Genomic DNA, 26,284 nt, shown 5'->3' with positions numbered 1-26,284 from the left:
TATGGACGAAAAACAGAAAATGAAGAGCGAAGAATGAAAGATAGTTATCGCCTGTCTTTTTATTCTCCATTTTCCATTTTCCATTCTCCATTATATATAATAGGAGTATTGTTGCTTTCCTCCCTTTTTTCGTGTACCGACATGGTGCCCACAAAAGAAGTGAGGCTTATCGACTCGCTGAATGGAAAAGCGTATGCTTATCGTTACCGTAATCTGGACTCTTCCTACAAATACGCCTATAAAGCATATCGGCAAGTAAACCTGTATAAGTCGGGGAAAGCGGAAGCTTCCAATAATCTGGGGTTCTGTGCTTTCATGAATATGGATTTCGACCGTGCCGAGGCGTATCATAAAGAGGTATACAAACTGACTAAAAATGAGCTTGAGCTGTTGATTGCAGACATCGGACTGATGAAAATCTGCCAGCGGACAGCGCTCAACAAAGAATTTTATGATTACCGGAACAGTGCCCTCCGACGGATGAAGCGTATCCGTGAAGAGAGCGACCTCTTTGCCGACCGTCACGAAGCGCTTCGGCTGGATTACGCATTTACCGAATTTTTTCTCGTTTCCTCCATTTACTATTACTATCTCCAGCAACGGCAGGAAGCGATAACCTCTATCGATAATATTCAGGAAGACGAAGCGTTGAGCGATACCAATCAGCTTCTTTATTATCATTATCTCAAAGGATCGGCTTCTTTGGTCGCAGCGAATACTCCGGAAGAACGGAAACTCCGCGAGTTTGACGAACTTTATTTCACTTGGCGGACAGCCGTGAAGAGCAAGCATCCGTATTTTGAGGGGAATGGAATGCAGGGGCTTGCCAATCTGATGGCATCCCCGTCTAATTTTGAGTTTTTCAAGACAAGGCGTACACATGCGTTGGATCAGTTTGATTTTCCGGTAGATTCTTTGTTCCCTTTGCGTTTGGCCCAACTGGCACTGGAGAAATTTCGCGAATATAATGACTTGTATCAGATTGCCGGAGCTTATGTATCTATCGGCAAATACCTGAATGCGCACGGACGTTATCAGGAAGCTTTGGATACATTATCAAAAGCATTGAACTGCGTAAACCATCATCACATGCTTTATTATCATAATGAAGTGGATACGCTGGATAAATTATATACGTTTGCCGAGGGAGATACTACTTATACCGGAGTTCCATGGATTGGACAGGAGAAGGTGAAGACCGTTCCCGAATGGATCTCACGGATAAGGGAGCAGTTGAGCGTTTCATATGCCGGGCTGGGGATGAAGGATGCTTCTGATTATAACCGGAATATCTATCTGGATATTTTGAACTTTACCCGTCAGGATAAGGAGTTGGAAAGCCGTTATTTGTCTTTGGAAGCAGGATCGCGACAGATGACGGTCGTTCTTTTTCTGGTTATTGTCGGCTTAGTACTGGTGATCATCCTTTGGTGGTTCTTCAACAAACGTTCCAAGATCAGGAATCAGGTGGATGTGGAACGTCTGCAACGGATTCTCTCTCTTTGTCGGGATATCACTTCTTCCATACCGATGAACGTACCTCTGATTCAGCAAGGCATTGACCAGTTGTTTGGGAAAGGACGTCTGACGCTGGAAATTCCGGAAGAAGGAAAAGCTGCACTGGTACCTTCTTCCCATCGACTGAACCGGGACGAGAAGGCATTGGTGCATGTAGTGGAACCTTATATCGTATGGGCTGCTGAAAATGAACAAATGGTGGCTACGTTGAGCGACGAGCGAAATCAGCTGGAGAAACAGCGGTATATCTACGAGCAGCATATTGCAGGAAACAAACGTCAGAATCTGATAAAGAAGGCTTGTATGGCCATCGTGAACGGGATTAATCCTTATATCGACCGGATTCTGAACGAAGTACATAAGTTGACGGAAAAAGGATATATTGATGACGCCAGGATAAAGAAAGAGAAATACCAGTACATTGATGAACTGGTGACTACCATCAACGAATATAATGATATTCTGGCACTTTGGATCAAGATGAAGCAAGGTACGCTTAGTCTGAACATCGAGACATTCAGTCTGAATGAACTGTTTGATTTGCTGGGAAAAGGACGGCGTGCTTTTGAAATGAAAAAGCAAAAGCTGGAAATCGAACCGACCACCCTGATGGTAAAGGCCGATCGCGCATTGACCTTGTTTATGATTAATACACTGGCTGAAAATGCCCGTAAGTATACGCCCGAGGGGGGAACGGTTAAAGTATATGCGCATGCTACCGACGCGTATGTGGAAATCTCCGTAGAAGATAATGGGAGAGGACTTTCAGCAGAAGATATCGCGCATATTATTGGTGAAAAGGTATATGATTCGCGTGCTATCGGCATGAAAGACGCGGCAGATCCGGAAGAACTGAAAGAGAATAAGGGAAGCGGTTTTGGTTTGATGAACTGCAAGGGAATCATAGAGAAATATAAGAAAACGAATGAACTGTTCCGGGTATGCGTATTCGATATAGAAAGCGAACCGGGAAAGGGAAGCCGTTTTTATTTCCGCTTGCCTTCAGGAGTACGTAAAGTGATTGGCGTGTTGCTCTGCCTGTTGCTTCCGTTGGGAATGGCTTCTTGTCTGCATGAACCCCTTCCGTCGATATTGCAGGATAGTGACTCCATTGCGATTACTACAGATTCTACTTATGAAGATCTGCTTGATGCAGCCTCTGATTATGCCAATGCCGCTTATTTTGCCAATGTGGATGAGAACTACGAAATAGCATTGCAGTATATAGATTCGGCAATGATGTCGCTGAATGAGCATTATAAGAAATATACGCGTACCCCTAAGCCGCATCGATACATGAAACTGGTGGGAAAAGGAACCCCTGCTGAACTGTTTTGGTGGAATGAACTTTTTGATTCAGACTATCATGTGATTTTGGATATCAGAAATGAAGCGGCGGTAGCATTCCTTGCTTTGAAACAAATTGATGCCTACAGTTATAATAATTCGGCTTTTACGGATTTATATAAGGTACAGGGAGAAGACCAGACTCTGGAAGGATATTGTAGGCAGTTGGAACGATCCAACACGAATAAGACGGTTGGTATCATCCTCTGTTTCGTCTTGCTGATCGTTTCTCTGATCGGCTATTATCTCTTGTATATGAGGAAGATGTTGCAGAACCGTTTGAACCTGGAACAGGTGCTTGAGATAAATCAGAAAGTTTTTGCCGCCTCTTTGGTCAGACCTCAGACTCAGGAGAACGAGGAAGCTCTTCAGAGGGAGGAAAATACGCTTAAAGAGATTCCGCAGCGCATCGTGAATGAGGCTTTTGGCTCAGTAAATGAGTTGCTGACAATCAGCCTGATGGGCATTGCGGTTTATAATGAGACTACGCATCGGCTGGAATATGCTTCCTGTCCCGGACAGGAAATGCCGGAGATGGTGCAGCAATGTTTTGAAACGGGTGAATATCTCTCAGAACAGAATTTGCAGGCGATTCCGTTGATGGTGGAAGCCGGAGGTGAGCATCAATGTGTAGGCGTGCTTTATCTGGAACGCAGGGAAGGGACGCAACAGGAAACGGATCATCTTCTTTTTGAGCTGGTAGCACGTTATGTATCGATTGTGGTGTTCAATGCAGTGGTAAAGCTTGCCACGCAATACCGGGATATTGAGTCGGCACACGAGGAAACACGCCGTGCTTCGTGGGAAGACAGTATGCTCCATGTGCAGAACATGGTGCTCGATAACTGCCTTTCGACTATTAAGCATGAGACGATTTATTATCCAAACAAGATTAAACAGATTATCGGTCGGTTGAATACGCAGAACCTTCCGGAAAAGGATGAACGGGAAGCTGTGGAGACGATTACGGAACTGATTGAATACTATAAAGGGATCTTTACGATTCTGAGTTCATGCGCTGCCCGACAGCTGGAGGAGGTTACTTTCCGCCGGAATACGATTCCGGTACAGGAGCTTTTTGATGCTGCTGGAAAATACTTCAGGAAGGTCATGAAAAACCGGACGGAAAAGGTAGAACTAATCATAGAACCGATGGAAGCCAAAGTGATCGGCGACGTGAATCAGTTGCGTTTCCTGTTTGAGAATCTGATTGATGAAGCATTGGCGGTTCGTGAAGAAGGAGTGATACGCTTGCAGGCTCGTAAGGACAACGAATATATCCGTTTCCTCTTTACGGATACCAGGCGCGAGAAGAGTGTGACGGAGCTGAACCAGTTGTTCTATCCGAACCTGGCTCGTATGACTTCCGGCAAAAAAGGGGAGTTGAGGGGAACGGAATATCTGATATGCAAGCAGATTATTCGTGACCATGATGAATTTGCGGGGCGCAGAGGATGCCGTATCAATGCCGAACCGGCAGAAGGGGGAGGATTTACGGTTTACTTCACCATCCCGCGCAGATAAGAAAGAAGACACATAAAAGTTATTAGATAAATAAAATGGAAGAACAGAAGTTTAAAGTTATTATTGTAGAGGACGTAAAACTGGAATTGAAAGGCACAGAAGAAATTTTCCGTCATGAGATACCCAACGCAGAAGTGATCGGCACGGCAATGACAGAAAGCGAGTTCTGGCCGTTGATGGAAGCGCAGCTTCCCGATCTGGTTTTGCTGGATTTGGGACTGGGAGGTTCTACGACGATTGGCGTTGATATCTGCCGGAATATTTTCAAACGTTACAAGGGGGTTCGTGTATTGATCTTTACGGGGGAAATACTGAATGAAAAACTGTGGGTGGATGTGCTGAATGCAGGAGCGGACGGCATTATTCTTAAAACAGGAGAATTGCTGACCAAGACAGACGTACAAGCTGTAATGGACGGCAAGAAGCTGGTATTCAACTATCCGATTCTGGAGAAGATCGTAGATCGTTTCAAAAAGTCGGTAGCGAATGATGCCAAGCGTCAGGAAGCGGTAATCAACTATGATATTGATGAATATGACGAGCGTTTTCTTCGCCATCTGGCATTAGGCTACACCAAAGATATGATTGCCAACCTGAAAGGGATGCCATTCGGCGTGAAATCATTGGAGAAACGACAGAATGACCTGATCGGACGTCTCTTCCCGAATGGAGAACGGGTGGGAGTGAACGCGACCCGTCTGGCTGTCCGTGCATTGGAATTACGCATTATCGATCTGGATAATCTGGAAGCTGATGAAGAGTAAATGGCGTATGCCGCATCCCGCTACGATGTTCCTGCTGCTGACAATGGCGGTGGTCTTTCTTTCGTGGATATGTGATATCTACGGACTGAAAGTAACGCTGCCGCAATCAGGGGAGGATATTCGGGTGCAAAGCCTGCTGAGTCCTGAGGGAATCCGCTGGTGGTTGCGGAATGCTATCAAGAATTTTACCGGTTTTGCTCCGCTTGGCATGGTGATTATCGCCATGTTCGGACTGGGGGTGGCCCAACATTCCGGATTTATCGATGCGTGCATCCGTCTGGGAGTGGGAAACCGGAAAGAGAAAAGAAAAGTTATTCTGTGGGTGATTGTCCTCGGATTGCTGTCGAACGTCATTGGTGACGGCGGTTATATTATTCTGCTTCCCATTGCCGCCATGCTGTTTCAGTGGGTGGGACTTCATCCGATAGCGGGGATTGTGACGGCTTACGTTTCCGTGGCCTGCGGATATAGTGCCAATATCGTATTGAGTACGATGGACCCGCTCTTGGCGCATACCACTCAGGAAGCCGCACTCACACTGATGGGATATCAGGGAAACACGGAGCCGCTGTGCAACTACTTCTTTATGAGCGCTTCGACAGTGGTAATTACAGGGATTGTTTATTGGGTGACTCAGAAATGGCTTCTCCCGAACTTAGGAAAATATGAGGGAAGTGTGAAAGTCGAAGCCTACCGCCCTTTGTCACGGAAAGAACGTCGTGCGCTGATGGTGGCTGTTACAGTGGCAGGGATATACGTTGCCCTTATTTTGTGGCTTACTTTCTCTTCCTATGGTATCCTGCGTGGCGTTAACGGAGGTTTGATGCACTCGCCCTTCATAGCCGGTATCCTGTTTCTGCTATCTCTGGGCGCAGGCTTTACGGGGATGGCCTACGGATTCAGCTCCGGTCGTTATCGCAGCGATAATGATGTGATCGAAGGACTTACCCAGCCGATTAAACTGCTGGGTGTGTATTTCGTTATTGCTTTCTTCGCTGCCCAGATGTTTGCCTGTTTCGAGTATTCTCATCTGGACAAGTGTCTTGCGATTATGGGAGCGGACCTGCTCTCTTCTTTTGAGCCGGCTCCCTTGTCCGCACTCATCTTGTTTATCCTGTTTACGGCGTTTATCAATCTGATTATGGTATCCGCCACTTCCAAATGGGCATTTATGTCTTTCATCTTCATTCCGATGTTTGCGCAGATGGGGATTTCGCCGGACGTCACGCAGTGTGCTTTCCGTATCGGAGACAGTTCGACGAATGCCATTACTCCTTTCTTATTCTATATGCCGCTGGTGTTGACGTATATGCGGCAATATGACAAACAGATCACATACGGATCGTTGCTGAAATATACATGGAGGTACTCCTTGTGCATTCTGGCAGCATGGACGTTACTGTTTATCGTCTGGTATCTGTTGAAGATACCGATGGGACTATAATTCACGATTCAAAGTTCCGGTTTTAACAACCGGAATTTTGAGTTTCTGAATTAATCGCTATATTTGCACCCGTCCCTTAAAGAAAAAGAACGAATGAATTTACCAGAAGTCTCTGAAAAACTAATCGAACAACTGAATCACGGTAGCACCAAAGCATTTGATAAAATTTATCATACGTACTATTTATACCTGTGTGCGATAGCTGTTTACTACGTACATGACAAGAGAGTCGCCGGTGAAATAGTCAATGATGTCTTCGTTTCTTTCTGGCAGAATCGCCACCATATCACTTATCCTGCCCTTCCGTATCTTCGTCGGGCTATTCAGAATGCAAGTATCAGTTATTTGCGGTCTTCCGCTTTTAATGAGCGTATGATGACCGAGCAGATGGAGGAAATATGGGCTTTTCTTGAAAATCATATTCTTTCTTCCGACAATCCGTTACAGGCATTGGAAAGCAGCGAAATGAACGAGATCATTCTGCGGAAAGTAGAGGAGCTCCCTGCCAAATGCCGTGCTGTTTTTAAGGCAAGCCTGTATGAAGGCAAGTCGTACAGTGAGATTGCGGAAGAGCAGAATATTAATGTCGCTACCGTCAGGGTGCAGATGAAAATTGCGCTGACTAAATTGCGCGAATCCCTTGGTACTCCCTATATGATAGCTATTTTGATGTTTCTCTAAAAAAAACGGTTTTCTTTTAAACGTTTCTTTTTTTATTGCGTATCTAGTTATATACACCCATAGAAAAAGAACGGTTTATGATAGAATATTACGATAAAGAAGAACTGGAATTACAGATTAGTAATTATTTGTCGGGCAATAGCACCGATGAAGAAAAAGAAACGTTGCTTGCCTTTCTGGCTTCCAATGAAGAAGCTGCCCGGACTTTCCGGGAAATGTCTGCCGTATGGGCACTTTCTTCCGTGCCGTCGTTTGCAGAAATAGAAAATTCCAATTTAGTGCAGATAAAGGAGAGAATGACTGCTCCTGTCTCTTCGAAGCCTGTCCGGAAACTGATACCTGTCTGGCTGAAAGTGGCTGCCGCCGTTATTCTGCTGATCGGCTGCAACTATTTCTGGTATACGTATACGGAAAATCTGACGGAAGTATATACCAACGCCGATTCTCCTTACGAAATCAAGGTTCCTGCCGGATCAAGAACGAATATCGTTCTTCCTGACGGGACGGAGGTTTCTCTGAATGCAGGTTCTGTATTGCGCTATCACCGTGGTTTTGGTATCCGCGAACGTAATGTGACGTTGGATGGCGAAGGATACTTTAAAGTTGCGAAAAATGCAGAGGTTCCCTTCTTCGTGAAGACGAACGATGTGCAGGTGCAGGTAGTCGGCACGGTATTCAATGTCCGTGCTTATGATGACGATAATTATGTGATGGTGTCTCTGCTGGAAGGCAGGGTGAATTTATCGGCGTCTGCTAATTCCGTAATGAAATTATTCCCTAATGAGCAGGCACTGTATAACAAGAACACCGGACGCATGGAAAAGCTGAAGACCAATGCAAGTAAAGCCTGCGACTGGCTGGACGGCGGACTGACCTTCGAGAACGCTTCGTTCGCTGATATTGCCCATCGTCTGGAACGTAAATTCCAGGTGAAGATCAGCATAGAAAGCGAGCGTCTGAAGGCCGAACACTTCTCCGGTTCCTTCGACAGCAATCAGAATATTCATGATATATTACGCGAAATCAACGTTGAGAAACAATACACGTGGAAAGTCAGTGGTGACACCATCTTTATTACCGATAAAAGAAAGGGGGTAAGATAAAAGAAAGAAGAAAAAACATGGACACAGCCGATAGATATACCGGCAGTCCGCAGCTACGATAAATAACTATATGTTAACCTTTAATAGTGAAAAAAATGAGATTGATAATAAGAAAAACATTATTGATGTTTCTGCTTTTGTCCCTAAGTAATGTCTTGACAGGTTTTCAACTTTCAGCGCAGGAACAAAACAAGAAGTTCAGTGTCAAAGCAGATAACGTTACTTTGAAAGAAGCCATTGAAGTAGTCAGGAAGCAGGGAAATTATTCTTTTCTGATTCGCAATAACGACATTGACCTGAATAAGAAAGTCTCTGTGAACGTGGACAAGGGTACAATTAATGACGTGATGGCCCAACTGCTGACTGGTACGGGGATCAGTTATGAAGTGAACGGAAACCGGGTGGTCATATTCCATGCCGCAGTGCCTGAAAAGGAACAGGGAAAAGCGTTTGTCCTGAAAGGCAAAGTGACCGATCCTTCGGGTGAAGGAGTGATTGGTGCCAATGTGAAAGTGCTGAATTCTACGGAAGGTACGATTACGGATATGGATGGAAACTTTTCTCTGTCGGTGACTCCGAATGCACGATTATCCGTGTCTTATATCGGATATGCTACGCAGGAAGTCGTTGTCAAAAATCAGACTCCTTTGCACATTGCTCTGAAAGAAGACAGCCGTCTGATTGACGAAGTGGTGGTAGTAGGCTACGGTGTACAGAAGAAAGCGAATCTGACCGGTGCGGTAAGCAGCGTGAAGATGGATGAAGTATTGGGAGACCGTCCGGTAGTGTCGGTCAGCGATGCCTTGAAAGGCGCGATGCCCGGTTTGCAGATTACGGGTAACTCCGGTAGACCTGGAGAGGAAATGAGTTTCAATATCCGTGGTGTCAACAGTCTGGATAAGAATGGCAAACCGTTGGTTCTGGTGGATAACGTAGAAATGGATATCAATATGCTCGATCCGAATGATATTGAATCAGTAACGGTCTTGAAAGATGCTGCTTCTTCGGCTATCTACGGGGCACGTGCCGCATTTGGCGTCATTCTGATTACGACAAAGAAAGGATCGGATTCAACCAGGCTTTCTATTAATTATTCTAACAATTTCTCATTTAGCAGACCTGCCAATATGCCTCGTAAGGCAACACCGCTTCAGACGGTGCAGGCTTATAAAGACATGGGAACCATCAACTATCAGAGTGGACAGAATGTGGATACGTGGCTGGATTTATTGAAAGAATACAATGCCAATCCTTCGGCTTATCCCGATGGGTATGCAATGGTGGACGGATTGCGCTATAGTCTGGCAGAAACCAATCTGTTTGATGATATGATGGAGACCGGTTTCCAGCAGACGCACAATCTTTCTGTAGGTGGCGGCACGAAAGATATATCTTATCGTTTCTCTTTCGGTATGGTCGATGAGAATGGAGTGCTGGCCTCGGACAAGGATGCGTATAAACGTTACAATGTGTCTTCTTATATCCGTTCGGACGTATTCTCATGGATTACTCCGGAACTGGATATCAAATACACGAACTCGAAATCAGAATTGCCGGAGACTTCGGGAGGATATGGAATCTGGGGAGCAGCCGTTGCCTTCCCGTCTTATTTCCCTACCGGAACAATGAATATCGACGGAGAAGAACTACCGATTAATACTCCCCGGAATCTGATTAATCTTGCTTATCCGACGACTATCCAGAAAAACAATATCCGTATCTTCGGAAAGGTGACGATTACTCCTTTGAAGAACGTCAAACTGGTGGGTGAATATACATACAACCATCTGAGTAATGAAAAGACCAAGTTTGAAAAGAAGTTCTATTATGCCCACGGAGGTAACTTTGTGAAAGAGACTTCGACGGCAAACTCTAAGTATGAAAACTCCAACGGCATTACCGATTATAATGCCCTGAACTTCTACGGAAACTACAATAACACATGGGGCAAGCATGAAGTCACCGTGATGGGAGGTTTCAATCAGGAGAGCAGTGACTATCGCTATGCGGAAATGTCGCGTATGAACATGATTAACGAAGACCTTCCTTCTATATCGCAGGCTACAGGAGATTATTTCGCTAAAGATAAATTCGAACGCTATACAGTAAGAGGATTATTCTATCGTATCAACTACTCCTTTGCCGGCAAATATCTGATTGAAACGAACGGACGCTATGACGGCTCTTCCAAATTTCCGAAAGACAGTCGCTTCGGTTTCTTTCCTTCTGTCTCTGCCGGATGGCGTGTGAGCGAAGAAGCGTTTATGAAACCGTTGACATCCGTATTGTCTAACTTAAAATTGCGTGCTTCGTGGGGTAATATCGGCAATCAGAGTATCACTCCATACGCTTATATTCCGGGTATGGATGCCGAGCAGGCTTACTGGACCGTTTCGGGTATCAAGGTAACCACCCTTAAACCTGCCGCATTGGTCAGTAACAGTTTTACCTGGGAGAAAGTGACGACTGTCGATGTCGGTTTTGATCTGGGTTTATTGAACAACAGGCTGAATCTTGTATTCGACTGGTATCGTCGTGATACGAAAGGTATGCTCGCTCCGGGAGCGGAATTACCGGCTGTGCTGGGTGCAAGTGCTCCTTTGCAGAATACTGCCGATCTTCGTTCCAAAGGATGGGAGATCACTGTAGACTGGAATGATCAGATCGGAAAAGTGAAATACAATCTGGGCTTCAACCTTTATGATGCTAAAACCAAGATTACCAAGTATAATAACGAGACAGGTCTCTTCGGCAAGGATAAGAACGATAAAGATACTTACCGTGTAGGTATGGAACTGGGTGAGATCTGGGGGTATGTTACCGACCGCCTGTATACTGTTGATGATTTCGATGCCGATGGCAAGCTGAAAGCAGGCATTCCAAAAGTGGAAGGCTACAATCCGAATTCGGGTGATATCCTGTATAAAGATCTGGATGACAACGATATTATCAACGGAGGCACAAGTACGACAAAAGATCCGGGCGACCGTAAGATCATCGGTAATAGTACCCGTCGTTATCAGTATGGCATCCACGGTGGTGCAAGCTGGAAGGGGTTCTCTTTATCTTTCCTGTTGCAGGGAGTAGGCAAACGTGATTTGTGGATTATGAATGACTTGTTCTATCCGCATTATGACGCATGGACGACGGTATATGACACACAACTGAATTACTGGACGCCGGAACGCACAGACAGCTATTTCCCCCGTCTGTATGAGAAAGCTGCCGGAAATACAGCTGCCAATACACGTATTCAGACCCGTTATCTGCAGGATGGTTCCTACCTGAGTATCCGGAACATCACCTTATCTTATAATTTCCCGTCCAAGTGGATGACTAAGATCGGTGTCAATAATCTGGCTGTCTTCTTTAGCGGTGAGAATCTTTATACATTCGATCATTTGCCGAAAGGACTCGATCCGGAACGTTCGGTAACGGATGACTTGGGACAACGCGGTTTTACCTATCCGTATATGCGGCAGTATTCGTTTGGTATCAACCTTTCATTCTGATTGTTTCACTATTTAAAAGAGTAATTGTTATGAAGAAATATATACTGGGTACGGGCATTAGTCTCTGTTTGCTGATGTCGTCTTGTTTGAATGACTCTTTTCTGGAAGTTTATCCGAAAGGACAACAGACGGAAGCGACAGTCTTTACTACCTATGATAACTTCAAAACGTATGCATGGGGATTATATAATGTATTCTTCGGATATACGTATGATACGGGGCAGACGGACGAAATATTCCGCGGAGATTTTGAGTCGGACAATATGATCAAAGGTTTGTCCGGATATGAAGGGCAGTGGGCATACCAGAAGGCGAAGGCAACAGATGAAGTCAAGGAATGGGATTACGACTATATCCGCCGGGTAAATCTGATGCTGGACAATATCGATGGTTCGCAGATGAATGATACGGAGAAGGAGCACTGGCGCAGTGTCGGCTATTTCTTCCGTTCATATAAATACTTTCAGATGCTTTCCCGCTTTGGAGATATCCCTTGGGTGGAGAATGCGTTGAAAGAAGACAGTCCGGAACTGTACGGCAAACGGGATAGTCGCGATCTGGTGGCTTCGAATATCCTGTCCAACCTGAAATATGCGGAGACACATATCGGTGCGGACGATGGCAAAAACACCATTGGTATATCTGTGGTGCAGGCACTTATTTCCCGTTTTGCTTTGTTCGAGGGTACTTGGCGGAAATATCATGGATTGTCTGATGCCGAGACTTACTTGAAAGAATGTGTACGTGCGTCGGAAGAAGTTTTGAAGGTTTATCCGAATGTGCATCCACGGTATGACGAGCTTTTCAATTCGGAATCTTTGGATGGGGTAACGGGCATTATCTTGTATAAAGCCTATGAAACCGGTCAGTTGATGCATGGTCTGACACGTATGGTGCGTACCGGTGAATCTTATATTGAGGCGACAAAGGATGCGGTAGACAGTTATCTGTGTACGGATGGTCGTCCGGTAAGTACTACCACCAGTCGGTATGGCGGTGATAAGGAGATTTACGGACAGTTCCGCGACCGTGATTACCGGTTGTATCTGACGATATGTCCTCCCTATATGGTAAAGAAAGAAAATGGTCCGAGCACGGCCGACTGGAAATATACGGATGATGCGCAGGACAGAGAGTTTATAGATCTTCTTGCTACAATCTCCGGTGAGACTTATCATCGTTTGCCGTCTTCCAACTTCAAAGGATTCACGGTGCAGGGGCAGCCGCACTTCAAGAATCAGAATTGGGGACAGGGCTGGAATGCTTCTCAAATGGGATTCTGGGTATGGAAGTACTATAATACGCATACCGTAGCTACCAATGCCAATGGAGTGAATACGACAGATGCGCCTTTGTTCCGTGTAGGAGAGGTAATGGTGAATTATGCCGAAGCCATGTGCGAATTAGGTAAGTTTGATCAGACGGCTGCCGATAAATCCATTAATAAACTTCGTGCACGCGGTCATGTAGCGAAAATGACGGTCGAAGACATTACGGATGATTTTGATACGGCCCGTGATCCTTCCGTTCCTGCTCTTCTGTGGGAGGTACGCAGGGAGAGACGTGTGGAACTGATGGGGGAAGGATTCCGCTTGGACGACCTCCGTAGATGGAAGAAAGGAGACTATGTCAATAAACGCCCGTTGGGAGCATACGTGACGGGAGCTTCGGCTAAAAATCTGAAAGTGACCGGCGGACCGAACAATGACGAAGGGTATGTTTACTTCTTTGACGCTCCGCTCGGATGGCAGGAACATTATTACCTGTATCCGCTGCCTCTGAAGCAGCTGGCACTGAATACGAATCTGGAACAGAATCCGGTATGGACTAAATAATTTTTTGAGTAAAAACAGAGGCAAGACCTGTAATATTTTGTATATTGCAGGTCTTGAAAATTTAAACTATAAAATGAAGAACGCTATTTCGGTAAAATATACCCTTCTTTGCGGGACAGCTTGCTGTATGGCCTCTGCTGTGCAGGCGCAGCGCACTGTCTCCGATGTTTCCAGAATGAATGTTCTTTTTCTGATGGCTGACGATATGCGTCCCGAACTGGGTTGTTACGGAGTGGAGGCGGTCAAGACTCCGAATATGGATCGTCTGGCATCGAGCGGAGTCTTGTTTCAGAACGCTTATTGCAATGTTCCGGTGAGTGGCGCTTCCCGTGCCAGCCTTCTGACAGGCGTATATCCTCACTATCCCGATCGTTTTGTGAATTTCTCGGCTTATGCCAGCAAGGATTGTCCGGAGGCTATACCTCTTTCCGGATGGTTTACAAAGAATGGTTATCATACAGTTTCGGATGGCAAAGTTTTTCACCACATGAGCGATCATGCCGCATCGTGGAGCGAACCTCCCTACCGGAATCATCCGGATGGATACGATGTCTATTGGGCGGAATATAATAAATGGGAACTTTGGATGAACTCGGAATCGGGCAAGACGATCAATCCCAAGACTATGCGCGGACCGTTTTGCGAGTCAGCGGATGTTCCGGATACGGCATACGATGACGGAAAACTGGCGGAACGTGCCATTCGTGACCTGCGGCGTATGAAAGAGATGAACAAGCCGTTTTTCCTGGCTTGCGGATTTTGGAAACCTCATTTGCCGTTTAATGCCCCGAAGAAATATTGGGATTTGTATAAGCGGGAAGAGATACCTTTGGCTCCCAACCGTTTCAGACCGGAAGGCTTGCCGGAACAAGTCCGTAATTCGAGTGAAATATATGCTTATGCACGGGTGACTGATACAAGTGATGCTGATTTTCAGCGGGAAGTGAAGCATGGATATTATGCTTGCCTGAGCTATGTGGATGCACAAATCGGAAAAGTGCTGGACGCTCTGGATGAGTTAGGCCTGGCGGAGAATACGATTGTGGTACTGTTGGGAGATCACGGCTGGAATCTGGGCGAACATGATTTTGTGGGTAAACATAATCTGATGGACCGTTCTACTCATGTGCCGTTGATTATCCGTGTGCCCGGAATGAAAAAAGGAAAGACCCGGTCGATGGTTGAGTTTGTGGATTTGTATCCTACTTTGTGCGAGTTATGTCAGATTCCACAACCTGGAGAACAGTTGGATGGACAGAGCTTTGCGAAAGTATTCAGCAACCTGAAGGTTAAGACGAAGGATGAAGTCTATATTCAGTGGGAAGGGGGAGACAATGCGGTTGACCAACGTTTTAGTTATGCCGAATGGATGAAAGGGGACGTGAAGAAAGCAAGTATGCTGTTCGATCATCGGATAGATAAAGAAGAAAACAAAAATAGAGTCAATGAGAAAAAATATAAAAGTAAAGTTGAATCACTCTCTTCTTTTATCAAAGTGAAGAAATCATCATTAAAAAAATAATATGAGAACACCAATTATGTCATGCTGCCGCTTGATGGCAGTTGCTTTATTCCTGTTTTGCAGTATGCCGCTCTTTGCTCAGCGGCAGGATATTTTATTAAACGACAACTGGAAGTTCCGATTCTCGCATCAGGTGCAGAAAGGGTCGGAAATAAGAGTAGATCTGCCCCATACCTGGAATGCGCAGGATGCTTTGTCCGGAAAGATCGACTATAAACGGGGAATCGGTAATTATGAAAAGAAACTGTTCATTCGTCCCGAATGGCAAGGCAAGCGTCTTTTTCTTCGTTTCGAAGGGGCGAACAGTATAGCAGATGTATTTATCAATCGCCGTCATATCGGTGAACATCGTGGAGGATACGGAGCTTTTGTCTTTGAAATAACCGGAGAGGTGAATTATGGAAAAGAGAACTCTATATTAGTGCGGGTGAATAATGGAGAACAACTGGACGTGATGCCTTTGGTGGGTGACTTTAATTTTTATGGCGGTATTTACAGGGACGTACATCTGTTGATCACTGATGAGGCTTGTATTTCTCCTTTGAATTATGCTTCTCCGGGAGTTCGTCTGATACAGGATAGTGTCAGTCATCAATATGCGAAAGTAAGGGCGGTCGTTGATTTGGCAAATGGCAATAATGCCGGTCAGGAAGTAGAACTGGGTGTCCGTTTGCTGGATGGTCAAAAAGTGGTGGCGGAGCAGAAACAGACACTTTCTCTTGCCGGGAATGCAGCTTTGCAGCAGGAACTTACATTCGAAATAAATAATCCTCATCTGTGGAATGGCCGTCAGGACCCGTTCCTTTATCAGGCGGAGGTATCCTTGTCGAGAGGAGGGCAGTTGGTAGATTGTGTGACACAGCCTTTAGGACTTCGTTATTATCGGATTGATCCGGATAAGGGATTCTTTTTGAATGGCAAGCATCTGCCTCTTCACGGTGTTTGCCGTCATCAGGACAGGAGTGAGGTGGGTAATGCTTTACGTCCTCAGCATCATGAAGAAGATGCAGCCCTGATGCTGGAAATGGGAGTGAATGCGGTTCGTCTGGCACATTATCCGCAAGCTACCTATTTCTATGATCTGATGGATAAGAATGGCATCATTGTCTGGGCAGAAATACCTTTTATCGGTCCCGGAGGATATGATGATAAAGGATTTGTCAATCTGCCTTCTTTCCGTGCCAATGGGAAAGAACAGCTGAAGGAGCTGATCCGCCAGCATTTCAATCATCCTTCCATCTGTGTATGGGGGCTGTTCAATGAACTGCTTGAATCCGGCGATAATCCGGTGGAATATATCAAGGAATTAAATGAGCTGGCGCATCAGGAAGATACTACCCGCCCTACCACTTCGGCAAGTAATCAAATGGGTGACTTGAATTTTATAACAGATGCCATCGCATGGAATCGATACGACGGATGGTATGGAGGCACCCCGGCCGATTTAGGACGCTGGCTGGACGGTATGCATAGAGATCATCCGGAAATCCGTATTGCCATCAGTGAGTATGGTGCTGGTGCCAGCATTTATCATCAGCAGGATTCGTTGGTAAAATCCGTGCCAAACAGTTGGTGGCATCCGGAGAATTGGCAGACTTATTATCATATAGAGAACTGGAAAGCGATTTCTTCCCGTCCTTATATATGGGGTAGCTTTGTATGGAATATGTTTGATTTCGGTGCGGCTCACCGTACGGAAGGTGATCGTCCGGGAATTAATGATAAGGGGCTGGTTACCTTTGACCGGAAAGTACGTAAGGACGCGTTCTACTTTTATAAGGCTAACTGGAACAAGGAAGAACCTGTGCTTTATCTGGCCGGAAAACGTAACACCGTACGTTCCCGATGTCTGCAAACAATTACTGCATTCACTAATCAGCCCGGGGCGGAACTGTTTGTCAATGGAAAAAGCTATGGTAAGGCAATGCCGGATCAGTATGCTATTTTGGAATGGAAAAATGTGGAGTTGCAGCCGGGAGAGAATGAAATAAAAGTAGTTTCTATCAATAAAAAAGTAAAATTGATGGATAGTTTTCGCTGCAAACTATAGCATAATGCAATAGAAAGCATTACCTTTGCGGTCTATGTGTAAAGCAAAGAAGGAGTCCGTGAAGTAAATAACCTTTGGCAGTCTGTCAAGGTTATCCCTTAATTCATACTCTGGCATATTCTTGCCAGAGTTATTTTCATATTCTATATAATAAGTATAATCGCATGTCTATAAAGCGGATAATAACTATCTGCAAGATATACATGCTCAAAAAAACAATGAAATGATAAATTCAATTAATATACAAATCAGAGAGACCAATACAGATGATTTCGACAGCATAATGACTGTTGAAAAACAAGCGTTTGGCTATGACAAAGAAGCACAGTTGGTAGCCGATCTGCTGGCTGACAAAACTGCAAAACCAATGGTTTCGTTGCTCGCTTTCTACAAAGGTGAGGCTGTCGGACACATTCTCTTCACCAGAGCCTATTTTGATGGTCAGGGAGCACAACAGATGATGCACATTCTTGCACCTTTAGCTGTCAAGCCGGAATATCAACGGCAGGGTATAGGCGGAATGCTGATACGGGAAGGTATAGAGAGGTTGCAGGAAAAAGGTTCGTGCCTTGTGTTTGTATTGGGGCATAAAGAATATTATCCAAAATATGGTTTTATACCGGATGCAGCCAGGCTGGGTTATCCTGCTCCTTACCCGATACTGGAACAGTTCTCGGATTATTGGATGGTTCAGGCAATCAGTCCGAAGGGATTTGATGTGGATAAAGGAAAGATCAGGTGTTCGGATGAGTTGAACAAACCTGAACATTGGAGAGATGATGAATCGGACAGATAGTTCCCTGATAGTAGTTTGTTAAAATAGAGGAAATATATAAAGATTTAGGTAGCTTTATTAGTGCAGCCTAAATATAAGACTTATTTTTGTGTGGGGCTGTCCAAAATCGGACAGCCCCTTTTTTAGATGTATTAGTATTTTCTATTATCTTTCATCGCCTTCCTCCACCTCTTAAAAGCCCTCATAAGGCTATCTTCCTCCACTGTACCTTCCATATTATAATGTTCCACAAAAAGCTCCATCGAGCGTTTGAACATGATTCCGTTTTTGAATTTATTCTCCAGCAGAAATTCATAGAGTTCCGCCCTCATTTCCACTTCGATTTCCTTTTCTATGGTTAATGCGCTTTCCTGCCCGATATAATTATATACTTCCGGATTCTTTCCGTAGGCTGGATTAGGCAGAACAAACGTGATATTTCCTGTTTCTTTCCAGGATACTTTGGATGGATGCGGGACGGATAACTGATAGAGAAAATGATAGATGGGAGTGATGTGAGAGAGATGGATAGGAATCGGTTTTCGGAGAGAGGCTGACGAAGAAGGTGAGGGGCGACTTTCGGATTCGGGTTCTAAACTTTGTGCGTAACGTACGTACATATACCTTGCCAGATACGGCTTGATGGTAATTGTAACTGTAACCATGGGATTTTAATTCTTAATTGTAAATAAATATTATATGCATCAGACCGCTTCGGGTCATGAATTCCGTTTTGTTTGTTGAGAAAAATCCCATGGGTTACGGGGACGGAATTATGCTTTTATAAGAAATTGAAAATCAAATAGTTACAAATACCTCTTTTTGGTTTAAAACCAAAGGGCCGTTCCTTTAAAACCAACGCCCCGTTTCTTTAAAACCAAGAGGGTGTTTCTCGGTGAGAAACGGAGGTATTGGTTAAAACCGAAGTGCAAAGCTAGGACGAATATTCGTATTTTTCAAAATAAGGAAAATGCCGGTTGATATTACTGTGTAATGATATGAGAATTATCCGCTACCAATTAAAATTGCGCGTATATACGCGGGGATTGATGTTGATAAATAGTACGGTTTTTGCGGTTGAGCGTTTAACAAAGTTTATTACAAACAGGCGTTTTTCCTTTGCCTCTCTTTTTTTACGTGCCTCCCTTGCTCTCCGGAACATCTGTCCGGCCGTTACCACTCTTCCTGAATTAAATAAAATTAAGAATCTCTGCCGGACGAAGATGGAATTTTCATATTTTCGCCCTATACTTGTATATAAAATAACTAGTGATATAAGATGAAAAGTAAGAATGGATTTAGCCGGTGTGGGGAACTATACATCGGTCGTTTACAAAAAGAGGGGCGCTTTTCTACAGCGCATGTCTATAAGAATGCCCTTTTTTCTTTCAGTAACTTTTGTGGTACGCAGAACGTGTCGTTCCGTCAGGTTACCCGTGAGTGTCTGCGCCGTTACGGTCAGCATCTGAGTGATTGTGGTTTGAAACCGAATACGGTTTCTACCTATATGCGTATGTTGCGTAGTGTTTATAATCGTGGAGTGGAGTCGGGGAGAGCTCCGTATGTCCCCCGACTGTTTCATGATGTATATACCGGAGTGGACATTCGGCAGAAACGCGCGTTGCCGGTTCCGGAATTGCATAAGCTTCTGTATGAGGATCCCAAGACGGACCGTTTGCGACGTACACAGGCCATTGCCGGATTGATGTTCCAGTTCTGCGGGATGTCCTTTGCCGATCTGGCACATCTTGAGAAGTCTGCCCCGGATCAGAATATTCTCCGTTACAGCCGTATCAAGACGAAGACTCCGATGAGTGTGGAAATCCTTGATACGGCGCAGGAGATGATCAGCCAGCTCCTGAATCATCAGCCTTCACGTCCGGATTGTCCCGACTATCTGTTCGATATCCTTTCGGGTGACAAGAAGCGTAAGGATGAACGTGCTTACCGTGAATACCAGTCCGCCCTTCGCCGGTTCAATAACCATTTGAAGGGATTGGCAAAAGCTTTGCGTCTGACTTCTCCGGTGACTTCCTATACGCTCCGCCATTCATGGGCGACTACCGCCAAATATCGTGGCGTCCCTATTGAAATGATCAGCGAGTCGCTGGGACATAAGTCCATCAAGACAACCCAGATCTATTTGAAGGGATTCGGACTGAAGGAACGTACGGAAGTAAATAAGATGAATTTATCTTACGTGAAGAACTACTCAATGGAGGCGTTGTAAATATATAAAATATTAATAGTCAGTATTAAACTATGTGCATTACTTCTTAGGTAACGGATTTAAATATGACGCAAAGATAGACAAAAACACAAATAGGAAACAAATAAAATTCCATTTTTTTTCGTTTTATCCGCAAATAAGGCAAAAAAGTCTTTGAACATGAAAAAACATTATCTTCATGTCCCACTGCCGTTATACCATATTTCCACAGGAATATACCCCTTCTCGCAGGCTGCAAACTCCTTCTATCACGTATTTGTCGATGTTTTTCACTGTTCCCATTCTGTTTGTCTTTGAATGTATAGGTTTCCGTTACCTAAGAAGTAACGGACAAAAATGGGGTAAAAAAAGATGATTCTAACAAACAAGAAATCTATTAATGCTGGGCCTAGCTATGGGACAGGGGAAGGCGTAGCACACTCAAAACGCTGGTATGTCGCCTTGGTTCGTATGCATCACGAGAAGAAAGTTTCGGAGTATTTAGACAAGATGGGCATTGAAAATTTCATCCCTCTTCAACAGGAGATGCATCAATGGAGTGACCGTCGTAAACTGATCGAATCCGTCCTTCTTCCAATGATGGTCTTTGTACATGCCGACCCGAAAGAACGGGTGGAAGTTCTGAGCCTTTCTACAGTGAGCCGTTATATGGTGATGCGTGGTGAAAGCAATCCTGCCGTTATTCCTGATGAGCAGATGGCCCGTTTCCGTTTCATGCTCGACTATTCCAAGGAAGCCGTATGCATGAGCAGTTCTCCTTTAGCCCGTGGCGAGCAGGTCCGTGTGATAAAGGGACCTTTGTCGGGGCTTGTCGGCGAACTCGTCAGTGTTGACGGTAAGAGTAAGATTGCTGTCCGTCTGAATATGCTGGGATGCGCCTGTGTGGATATGCCTGCCGGGTATGTGGAATCAATAAAAGCCGTAGTTTGACAAGATAATTAGATCTGTATAATGGAGTTACAGGATAAAATCTTTCATCTTCATAATCAGGCCCATCGCCTTCTTCATATCGAATGCTCCGGCAGTTATTTGTATGCTGACGACCTGGCTCAGCTGAATAAGGATATTCATAATGAAATGAATGAGTTATATCCTCTGCATGGCAGTACTCCGGAACAGGACGCTTCCTTGTGTCTTGCTCTTCTGTTGGGCTATAGTGTGAGTCTGTATGCCAGTCTGGAGGATGACTTGAAAAGGGAACATATTCTTTCCCGTTCTCTGGAACTTCTTGAAACTCTTCCTCCCTCACCTTTGAAAGATGATTTATATACTGTTTGCAAAGAGTATATGAGTGTATAAAGTTTAAAATTAAGATATTGGGGAATAATATTTATGAAACAGACATTAGAAGGTGTTTTAAAATACCTCCGGAAGAATTATTGTAGTTATTGGATTATATTGGGAATTGATACAGCTATAGCTGTTCTTTGTACATGGATAGCCTACATCGGTATCTATAGTATGACGGGAATTTCTGTACGAACAGATGTTTTTGCGAAAATTATAGGAATTTCTTTTATTTCCAGTATACTCGGTTCATACATATTTCGTACTTATCGCAATACCATACGTTTTTCACAATTAAAGGAATTGTGGCGTCTGATGGGAAGTGCATGTTTAAAAGCCATTTGTATGGTTATTGCTATTTGGATTTTCATACCTCAAATGGGCTTGTCCAACAGTCAGAGAATGATCTTTGTATTATTCGATGGTATGCTGACCTTTATTGCAATGGCTGGATTTCGTATTCAGCTGATACTGATCTACGAGTTTCTTCTTAATCAGATGAATAAGAAAAACGAGCGTATTCTGATATATGGTAAAGATGATAAAAGTGTGGCATTGCAGGTACGTCTGATGAATAGCAGACATTTCAAAGTTGTTGGTTTTTATGTTTATGATACAAGTGCTTCGATCCTTCGTGTAGCAGGCTTTCCGGTTTATTCTTTTAAGAATGAAGGAGATTTCAAAAGACAGATGCACAAGCATTGCATCCAAAGTATTTTATTTGCACGTTATGAAGATACCCGAGAAGAGGAAGACCGTTTACTTCAATTTTGCAAAAAAAAATAAAATCAGAACACTGATAGCCCCTTCTATTAGTGAGGCTGATGAACATGGAAACTTTCATCAATGGGTACGTCCTATTAAGATAGAAGATTTGCTGGGGCGTCCGGAAATCAGTATCAATATACAGGAAGTTGCAGCAGAATTTCGGGATAAAATAATTATGGTAACGGGGGCTGCCGGGAGTATTGGTAGTGAGCTGTGCCGTCAGTTGGCGCAAATGGGCATTCGCAAATTAATAATGTTCGATTCAGCCGAAACTCCTTTGCATAATGTACGTCTTGAATTTGAAAAGAAATATTCAAATCTAGACTTTGTTCCCATCATTGGAGATGTCCGTGTGAAAGAACGTCTCCGTATGGTGTTCGAAACTTATCAGCCTCAGATAATCTTTCATGCCGCTGCCTATAAGCATGTTCCATTAATGGAGGAAAACCCTTGTGAAGCTGTACTGGTCAATGTTGTCGGCTCTCGCCAGGTTGCTGATATGGCAGTGGAATACGGAGCAGAAAAGATGATCATGGTCTCTACCGATAAGGCTGTAAATCCTACTAATGTAATGGGATGCTCGAAACGTCTGGCAGAAATCTATGTACAAAGTCTGGGCTGTGCCATCCGTGAGGGAAAAGTAAAAGGTCGTACCAAATTTATCACTACCCGCTTTGGTAACGTTTTGGGTAGTAACGGTTCTGTAATTCCCCGTTTTAAAGAACAGATTGAGAATGGTGGTCCTGTCACAGTGACTCACCCTGATATCATTCGTTTCTTTATGACTATTCCCGAAGCTTGTCGTCTGGTAATGGAAGCTGCTACGATGAGTGAAGGTAATGAGATTTTTGTTTTTGAGATGGGGACGGCTGTGAAGATTGTTGACCTGGCTACCCGTATGATCGAACTTGCCGGTTATCGTCCTGGTGAAGATATTGAGATTGAGTTTACGGGATTGCGTCCGGGTGAGAAGCTTTATGAAGAAGTATTGAGTGATAAGGAGAATACAATCCCTACAGAAAATAAGAAGATAATGATAGCGAAGGTACGTCATTATGAATATACTGATATCCTTGATACTTATGGAGAGTTCGAGAATTTATCCCGTACGGTAAAGATCATGGATACAGTGAAGCTAATGAAGAAAGTGGTACCTGAGTTTAAATCCAAGAACTCACCGAAGTTTGAGGTATTGGATAATAACTGAAAGATTGTCTAAAAGGGAAGAATAAGTTTTCGAGCGTGAGGAACAATCTATTCCCGCATAAAAAGAATCTGAAATGTTAATTTGTAAAATATAAGTAATGTTTGGTCACTGATATTTATAATAATGGAAAAGCAATTGAGTACTAACAAAGTGCAAAGAAAATAAGGAATTCAAAGTCATTTAAGATAGTTGTTTCATAAAGATTAATATAATCGTATATAGTCACATTTATGGCAAAAAAAGTAATGCTCGTTTTTGGCACTCGTCCAGAGGCTATTAAGATGTGCCCACTCGTTAATGAGCTCCAAAAGCATATGAAGGAGTTCGAAACTATCGTTTGTGTTACAGGTCAGCATAGAGAAATGCTTGATCAGGTGCTCAAGCTATTTGAAGTTACTCCTGATTACGACCTGAACATCATGAAGCAAGGTCAGGATTTAACTGATGTGACCGCTCGCGTCCTTACTGGTATGCGTGACGTGTTCAAGGAGTGTCGTCCTGATGTAGTGCTTGTCCATGGTGATACTACCACTTCTACAGCAGCTGCCCTTGCAGCATTCTATGCACAGATTCCTGTTGGCCACGTAGAGGCTGGCCTTCGTACCCACAACATCTATAGTCCTTGGCCAGAGGAAATGAATCGCCAGATCACCGGTCGTATTGCTACCTATAACTTCTCACCAACCTCAGTTTCAGAGATAAACCTTCTTGCAGAGAAAGTCCTTGGTCAAATCTTCGTAACTGGTAATACTGTTATTGATGCCCTCCACATGGTGGTTAGCAAACTGAAGAACGACAAAGTACTTGCAAAGGAACAGGACAATGTACTTGCAGTAGCAGGTTATGATGTAAGTCGTCTCTCAGATGGTAAGAAGCTCGTCCTTATTACCGGTCATCGTCGTGAGAACTTTGGTGATGGTTTCATCCATATGTGTACAGCTATAAAAGACCTTACTCAGAAGTATCCTGATGTAGATTTCGTTTACCCAATGCACCTCAATCCTAACGTGCGTAAGCCAATCCATGAAGTCTTTGGCGAGAATTTGGATAACTTTGAAAATTTGTTCTTCATTGAGCCACTTCAGTATTTGGAGTTCGTTTACCTCATGGAAAAGTCAACTATTGTTCTTACTGATTCAGGCGGAATTCAGGAAGAGGCTCCAGGACTTGGCAAACCGGTACTTGTAATGCGTAACACTACAGAGCGTCCAGAAGCGCTCGGCTCTGGAACCGTCCATTTGGTAGGTACTGATTATAAAAAGATTGTGAATGAAGTAAGTGCGCTTCTTGATGATGAAGCTACTTATGAGAAGATGAGTCATGCAGTTAACCCTTATGGTGATGGTAAGGCTTGTAAACGCATTATTGCTGCTCTCAATGGTGAGAATCCTACTCCTTATGGAAAGTAAAAAGAATAATAAGTAAAATGTCAAAATAAGTCATGGTTAACGTAATTGGCCTCGGCTACATTGGACTTCCTACAGCTCTGATGATGGCCTCGCATGGTGTTGAAGTTGTCGGCACTGATTATAACAAAGAACTCGTTGCAACTCTTAATGCAGGTAAGACGACCTTTAAGGAGGATGGTCTTGATGAACTTTTCAATGATGCAGTAAAAGCTGGCATTAAGTTTACCACTGAATATCAGAAGACTGACATGTACATCGTCAGTGTACCTACCCCTTATGACAAGTTCTCAAAGAAGGTTGACGCATGCTATGTTGTAGTAGCTATCAAGGAAGTGATGAAGATATGTCCTAAGGGAGCAACCGTTGTTGTTGAGTCAACAGTTAGCCCTGGTACTATGGACAACTTCGTACGTCCAGTAGTCGAGGAGAATGGCTTTAAGATTGGTGAAGACCTCCACCTTGTTCACGCACCTGAGCGCATTATTCCAGGTAATATGGTTTATGAGCTTCTCCACAATAATCGTACTATTGGTGCTGATTCCAAGGAAATTGGCGAGAAGGTAAAGCAGTACTATGTATCGTTCTGTCAGGGGGAAATCGTTGTTACTGACATCCGCTCTGCAGAGATGACCAAGGTTGTTGAGAATACCTTCCGTGCAGTCAACATTGCCTTTGCTAACGAGCTTGCACGCATCTGTCGTCATGATAATATGGACATTTACGAGATTATTAAGATTTGTAATATGCACCCACGTGTTAATATCCTTCAGCCAGGCCCAGGTGTAGGTGGTCACTGTATTTCTGTTGACCCATGGTTCCTTGTAGGTGATTACCCACGTCTTGCTAAGGTTATAGATGAGTCAATGAAGACAAACGACTCACAGCCTGAGTTTATCCTTAACCGTATCCATGAAATTATGAAGGAGAACAACATCGAGAATAACCGTAAGGTAGGTCTTTACGGCCTCACTTACAAGGAGAATGTCGATGACTATCGAGAGTCACCAACTCTCCAAATGCTTGAATTACAAGAGCATCATCTTGCACGTCCACTTAAGTGTTATGACCCATTCCTCGTAGGAAACAAGATTGCAGAAAATCAGTACGATGACTTCGATGAGTTTCTTGTTGATATAGATATGGTTGTTATTATGGTTAAGCATGATCACATTAAGGGAAATTGGAATAAGCTGAAGGGCAAGGTTATTCTTGACTGCTTCAATATCTGTCCTCTTGAAGGCGTTTATCATATTTAATATTACATTACTGTCCCATTAAAATCTAAAAGAGTTCTTTGAAATATTTGAA

The 26,284-nt window shown here is 44.0% G+C and carries 16 protein-coding genes and 1 pseudogene; 16 read left to right on the top strand and 1 reads right to left on the bottom strand.

What is annotated here, in order from left to right:
• The first annotated feature begins 141 nt into the window (after positions 1–141).
• The 10 genes from DW640_RS17230 (at position 142) to DW640_RS17185 (ending at position 18,096) form a co-directional block, all read left to right on the top strand.
• Positions 142–4,389, top strand: coding sequence for a DUF5113 domain-containing protein (locus tag DW640_RS17230; protein WP_117578761.1), 4,248 nt, complete (start codon positions 142–144; stop codon positions 4,387–4,389).
• 35 nt (positions 4,390–4,424) lie between these two features.
• A complete protein-coding gene (locus DW640_RS17225; protein ID WP_008761423.1) occupies positions 4,425–5,153 on the top strand; it encodes a DUF5932 domain-containing protein in 729 nt (242 codons plus the stop codon).
• Positions 5,143–6,597 carry an AbgT family transporter gene (locus DW640_RS17220; RefSeq protein ID WP_008765615.1) on the top strand — a complete coding sequence of 485 codons (1,455 nt, stop codon included), beginning with the start codon at positions 5,143–5,145 and terminating at the stop codon, positions 6,595–6,597. Before DW640_RS17225 ends, DW640_RS17220 begins: the two co-directional genes overlap by 11 nt.
• A gap of 93 nt (positions 6,598–6,690) precedes the next feature.
• Positions 6,691–7,278 carry an RNA polymerase sigma-70 factor gene (locus DW640_RS17215; RefSeq protein ID WP_055218065.1) on the top strand — a complete coding sequence of 196 codons (588 nt, stop codon included), beginning with the start codon at positions 6,691–6,693 and terminating at the stop codon, positions 7,276–7,278.
• Positions 7,279–7,355: 77 nt separating this feature from the next.
• Positions 7,356–8,381 (top strand): FecR domain-containing protein, encoded by a 1,026-nt coding sequence (locus DW640_RS17210; RefSeq protein WP_117578750.1) that lies wholly within the window; start codon positions 7,356–7,358, stop codon positions 8,379–8,381.
• Between the two features lie 125 nt (positions 8,382–8,506).
• Positions 8,507–11,893, top strand: a complete 3,387-nt coding sequence (locus DW640_RS17205) for a TonB-dependent receptor (protein WP_187323692.1) — start codon at positions 8,507–8,509, stop codon at positions 11,891–11,893.
• A 29-nt stretch (positions 11,894–11,922) separates the two neighbouring features.
• Positions 11,923–13,728, top strand: coding sequence for a RagB/SusD family nutrient uptake outer membrane protein (locus tag DW640_RS17200; protein WP_117578748.1), 1,806 nt, complete (start codon positions 11,923–11,925; stop codon positions 13,726–13,728).
• 73 nt (positions 13,729–13,801) lie between these two features.
• The gene (locus DW640_RS17195; protein ID WP_182427104.1) at positions 13,802–15,250 is read left to right on the top strand and encodes a sulfatase; all 1,449 of its coding nucleotides are present in this window, start codon (positions 13,802–13,804) and stop codon (positions 15,248–15,250) included.
• A gap of 16 nt (positions 15,251–15,266) precedes the next feature.
• Positions 15,267–17,300: a glycoside hydrolase family 2 TIM barrel-domain containing protein gene (locus DW640_RS17190; RefSeq protein WP_370448837.1), complete on the top strand. Its 2,034-nt coding sequence runs from the start codon at positions 15,267–15,269 to the stop codon at positions 17,298–17,300.
• A gap of 223 nt (positions 17,301–17,523) precedes the next feature.
• Entirely contained in the window at positions 17,524–18,096 is a 573-nt protein-coding gene (locus tag DW640_RS17185) for a GNAT family N-acetyltransferase (RefSeq protein WP_117578746.1), read from the top strand.
• A 131-nt stretch (positions 18,097–18,227) separates the two neighbouring features.
• Here the strand turns inward: DW640_RS17185 and DW640_RS23800 are convergent, their stop codons facing one another.
• Positions 18,228–18,740 (bottom strand): hypothetical protein, encoded by a 513-nt coding sequence (locus tag DW640_RS23800; RefSeq protein WP_008761433.1) that lies wholly within the window; start codon positions 18,738–18,740, stop codon positions 18,228–18,230.
• Positions 18,741–19,354: 614 nt separating this feature from the next.
• Between DW640_RS23800 and DW640_RS17175 the strand changes: the two genes are divergently transcribed.
• From DW640_RS17175 to DW640_RS17145, 6 genes and pseudogenes are all read left to right on the top strand, one after another.
• On the top strand, positions 19,355–20,305 hold the full coding sequence (locus DW640_RS17175; RefSeq protein WP_117578745.1) for a tyrosine-type DNA invertase cluster 3b: 951 nt from the start codon (positions 19,355–19,357) through the stop codon (positions 20,303–20,305).
• Positions 20,306–20,656: 351 nt separating this feature from the next.
• On the top strand, positions 20,657–21,235 hold the full coding sequence (locus tag DW640_RS17165; RefSeq protein ID WP_008761435.1) for a UpxY family transcription antiterminator: 579 nt from the start codon (positions 20,657–20,659) through the stop codon (positions 21,233–21,235).
• 21 nt (positions 21,236–21,256) lie between these two features.
• On the top strand, positions 21,257–21,604 hold the full coding sequence (locus DW640_RS17160; protein ID WP_016267464.1) for a UpxZ family transcription anti-terminator antagonist: 348 nt from the start codon (positions 21,257–21,259) through the stop codon (positions 21,602–21,604).
• 33 nt (positions 21,605–21,637) lie between these two features.
• A pseudogene (locus DW640_RS17155) lies at positions 21,638–23,567 on the top strand (polysaccharide biosynthesis protein).
• A gap of 230 nt (positions 23,568–23,797) precedes the next feature.
• Complete coding sequence (gene wecB / locus DW640_RS17150) at positions 23,798–24,976, top strand: non-hydrolyzing UDP-N-acetylglucosamine 2-epimerase (RefSeq protein ID WP_008761437.1); 1,179 nt, start codon at positions 23,798–23,800, stop codon at positions 24,974–24,976.
• 32 nt (positions 24,977–25,008) lie between these two features.
• Entirely contained in the window at positions 25,009–26,232 is a 1,224-nt protein-coding gene (locus DW640_RS17145; RefSeq protein WP_048692405.1) for a nucleotide sugar dehydrogenase, read from the top strand.
• Positions 26,233–26,284: the final 52 nt, after the last annotated feature.

Origin of the sequence: Bacteroides sp. AM23-12, from assembly GCF_003434395.1 — a bacterium.
GTDB lineage: Bacteria > Bacteroidota > Bacteroidia > Bacteroidales > Bacteroidaceae > Bacteroides > Bacteroides thetaiotaomicron.
This window is presented reverse-complemented; position numbering and strand designations above follow the sequence as displayed.

Coding starts and splice junctions, on each gene's coding strand:
- DW640_RS17230 (WP_117578761.1), top strand. CDS start 142: ATGGTGCCCACAAAAGAAGTGAGGCTTATCGACTCGCTGAATGGAAAA.
- DW640_RS17225 (WP_008761423.1), top strand. CDS start 4,425: ATGGAAGAACAGAAGTTTAAAGTTATTATTGTAGAGGACGTAAAACTG.
- DW640_RS17220 (WP_008765615.1), top strand. CDS start 5,143: ATGAAGAGTAAATGGCGTATGCCGCATCCCGCTACGATGTTCCTGCTG.
- DW640_RS17215 (WP_055218065.1), top strand. CDS start 6,691: ATGAATTTACCAGAAGTCTCTGAAAAACTAATCGAACAACTGAATCAC.
- DW640_RS17210 (WP_117578750.1), top strand. CDS start 7,356: ATGATAGAATATTACGATAAAGAAGAACTGGAATTACAGATTAGTAAT.
- DW640_RS17205 (WP_187323692.1), top strand. CDS start 8,507: ATGTTTCTGCTTTTGTCCCTAAGTAATGTCTTGACAGGTTTTCAACTT.
- DW640_RS17200 (WP_117578748.1), top strand. CDS start 11,923: ATGAAGAAATATATACTGGGTACGGGCATTAGTCTCTGTTTGCTGATG.
- DW640_RS17195 (WP_182427104.1), top strand. CDS start 13,802: ATGAAGAACGCTATTTCGGTAAAATATACCCTTCTTTGCGGGACAGCT.
- DW640_RS17190 (WP_370448837.1), top strand. CDS start 15,267: ATGTCATGCTGCCGCTTGATGGCAGTTGCTTTATTCCTGTTTTGCAGT.
- DW640_RS17185 (WP_117578746.1), top strand. CDS start 17,524: ATGATAAATTCAATTAATATACAAATCAGAGAGACCAATACAGATGAT.
- DW640_RS23800 (WP_008761433.1), bottom strand. CDS start 18,740: ATGGTTACAGTTACAATTACCATCAAGCCGTATCTGGCAAGGTATATG.
- DW640_RS17175 (WP_117578745.1), top strand. CDS start 19,355: ATGAAAAGTAAGAATGGATTTAGCCGGTGTGGGGAACTATACATCGGT.
- DW640_RS17165 (WP_008761435.1), top strand. CDS start 20,657: ATGATTCTAACAAACAAGAAATCTATTAATGCTGGGCCTAGCTATGGG.
- DW640_RS17160 (WP_016267464.1), top strand. CDS start 21,257: ATGGAGTTACAGGATAAAATCTTTCATCTTCATAATCAGGCCCATCGC.
- wecB (WP_008761437.1), top strand. CDS start 23,798: ATGGCAAAAAAAGTAATGCTCGTTTTTGGCACTCGTCCAGAGGCTATT.
- DW640_RS17145 (WP_048692405.1), top strand. CDS start 25,009: ATGGTTAACGTAATTGGCCTCGGCTACATTGGACTTCCTACAGCTCTG.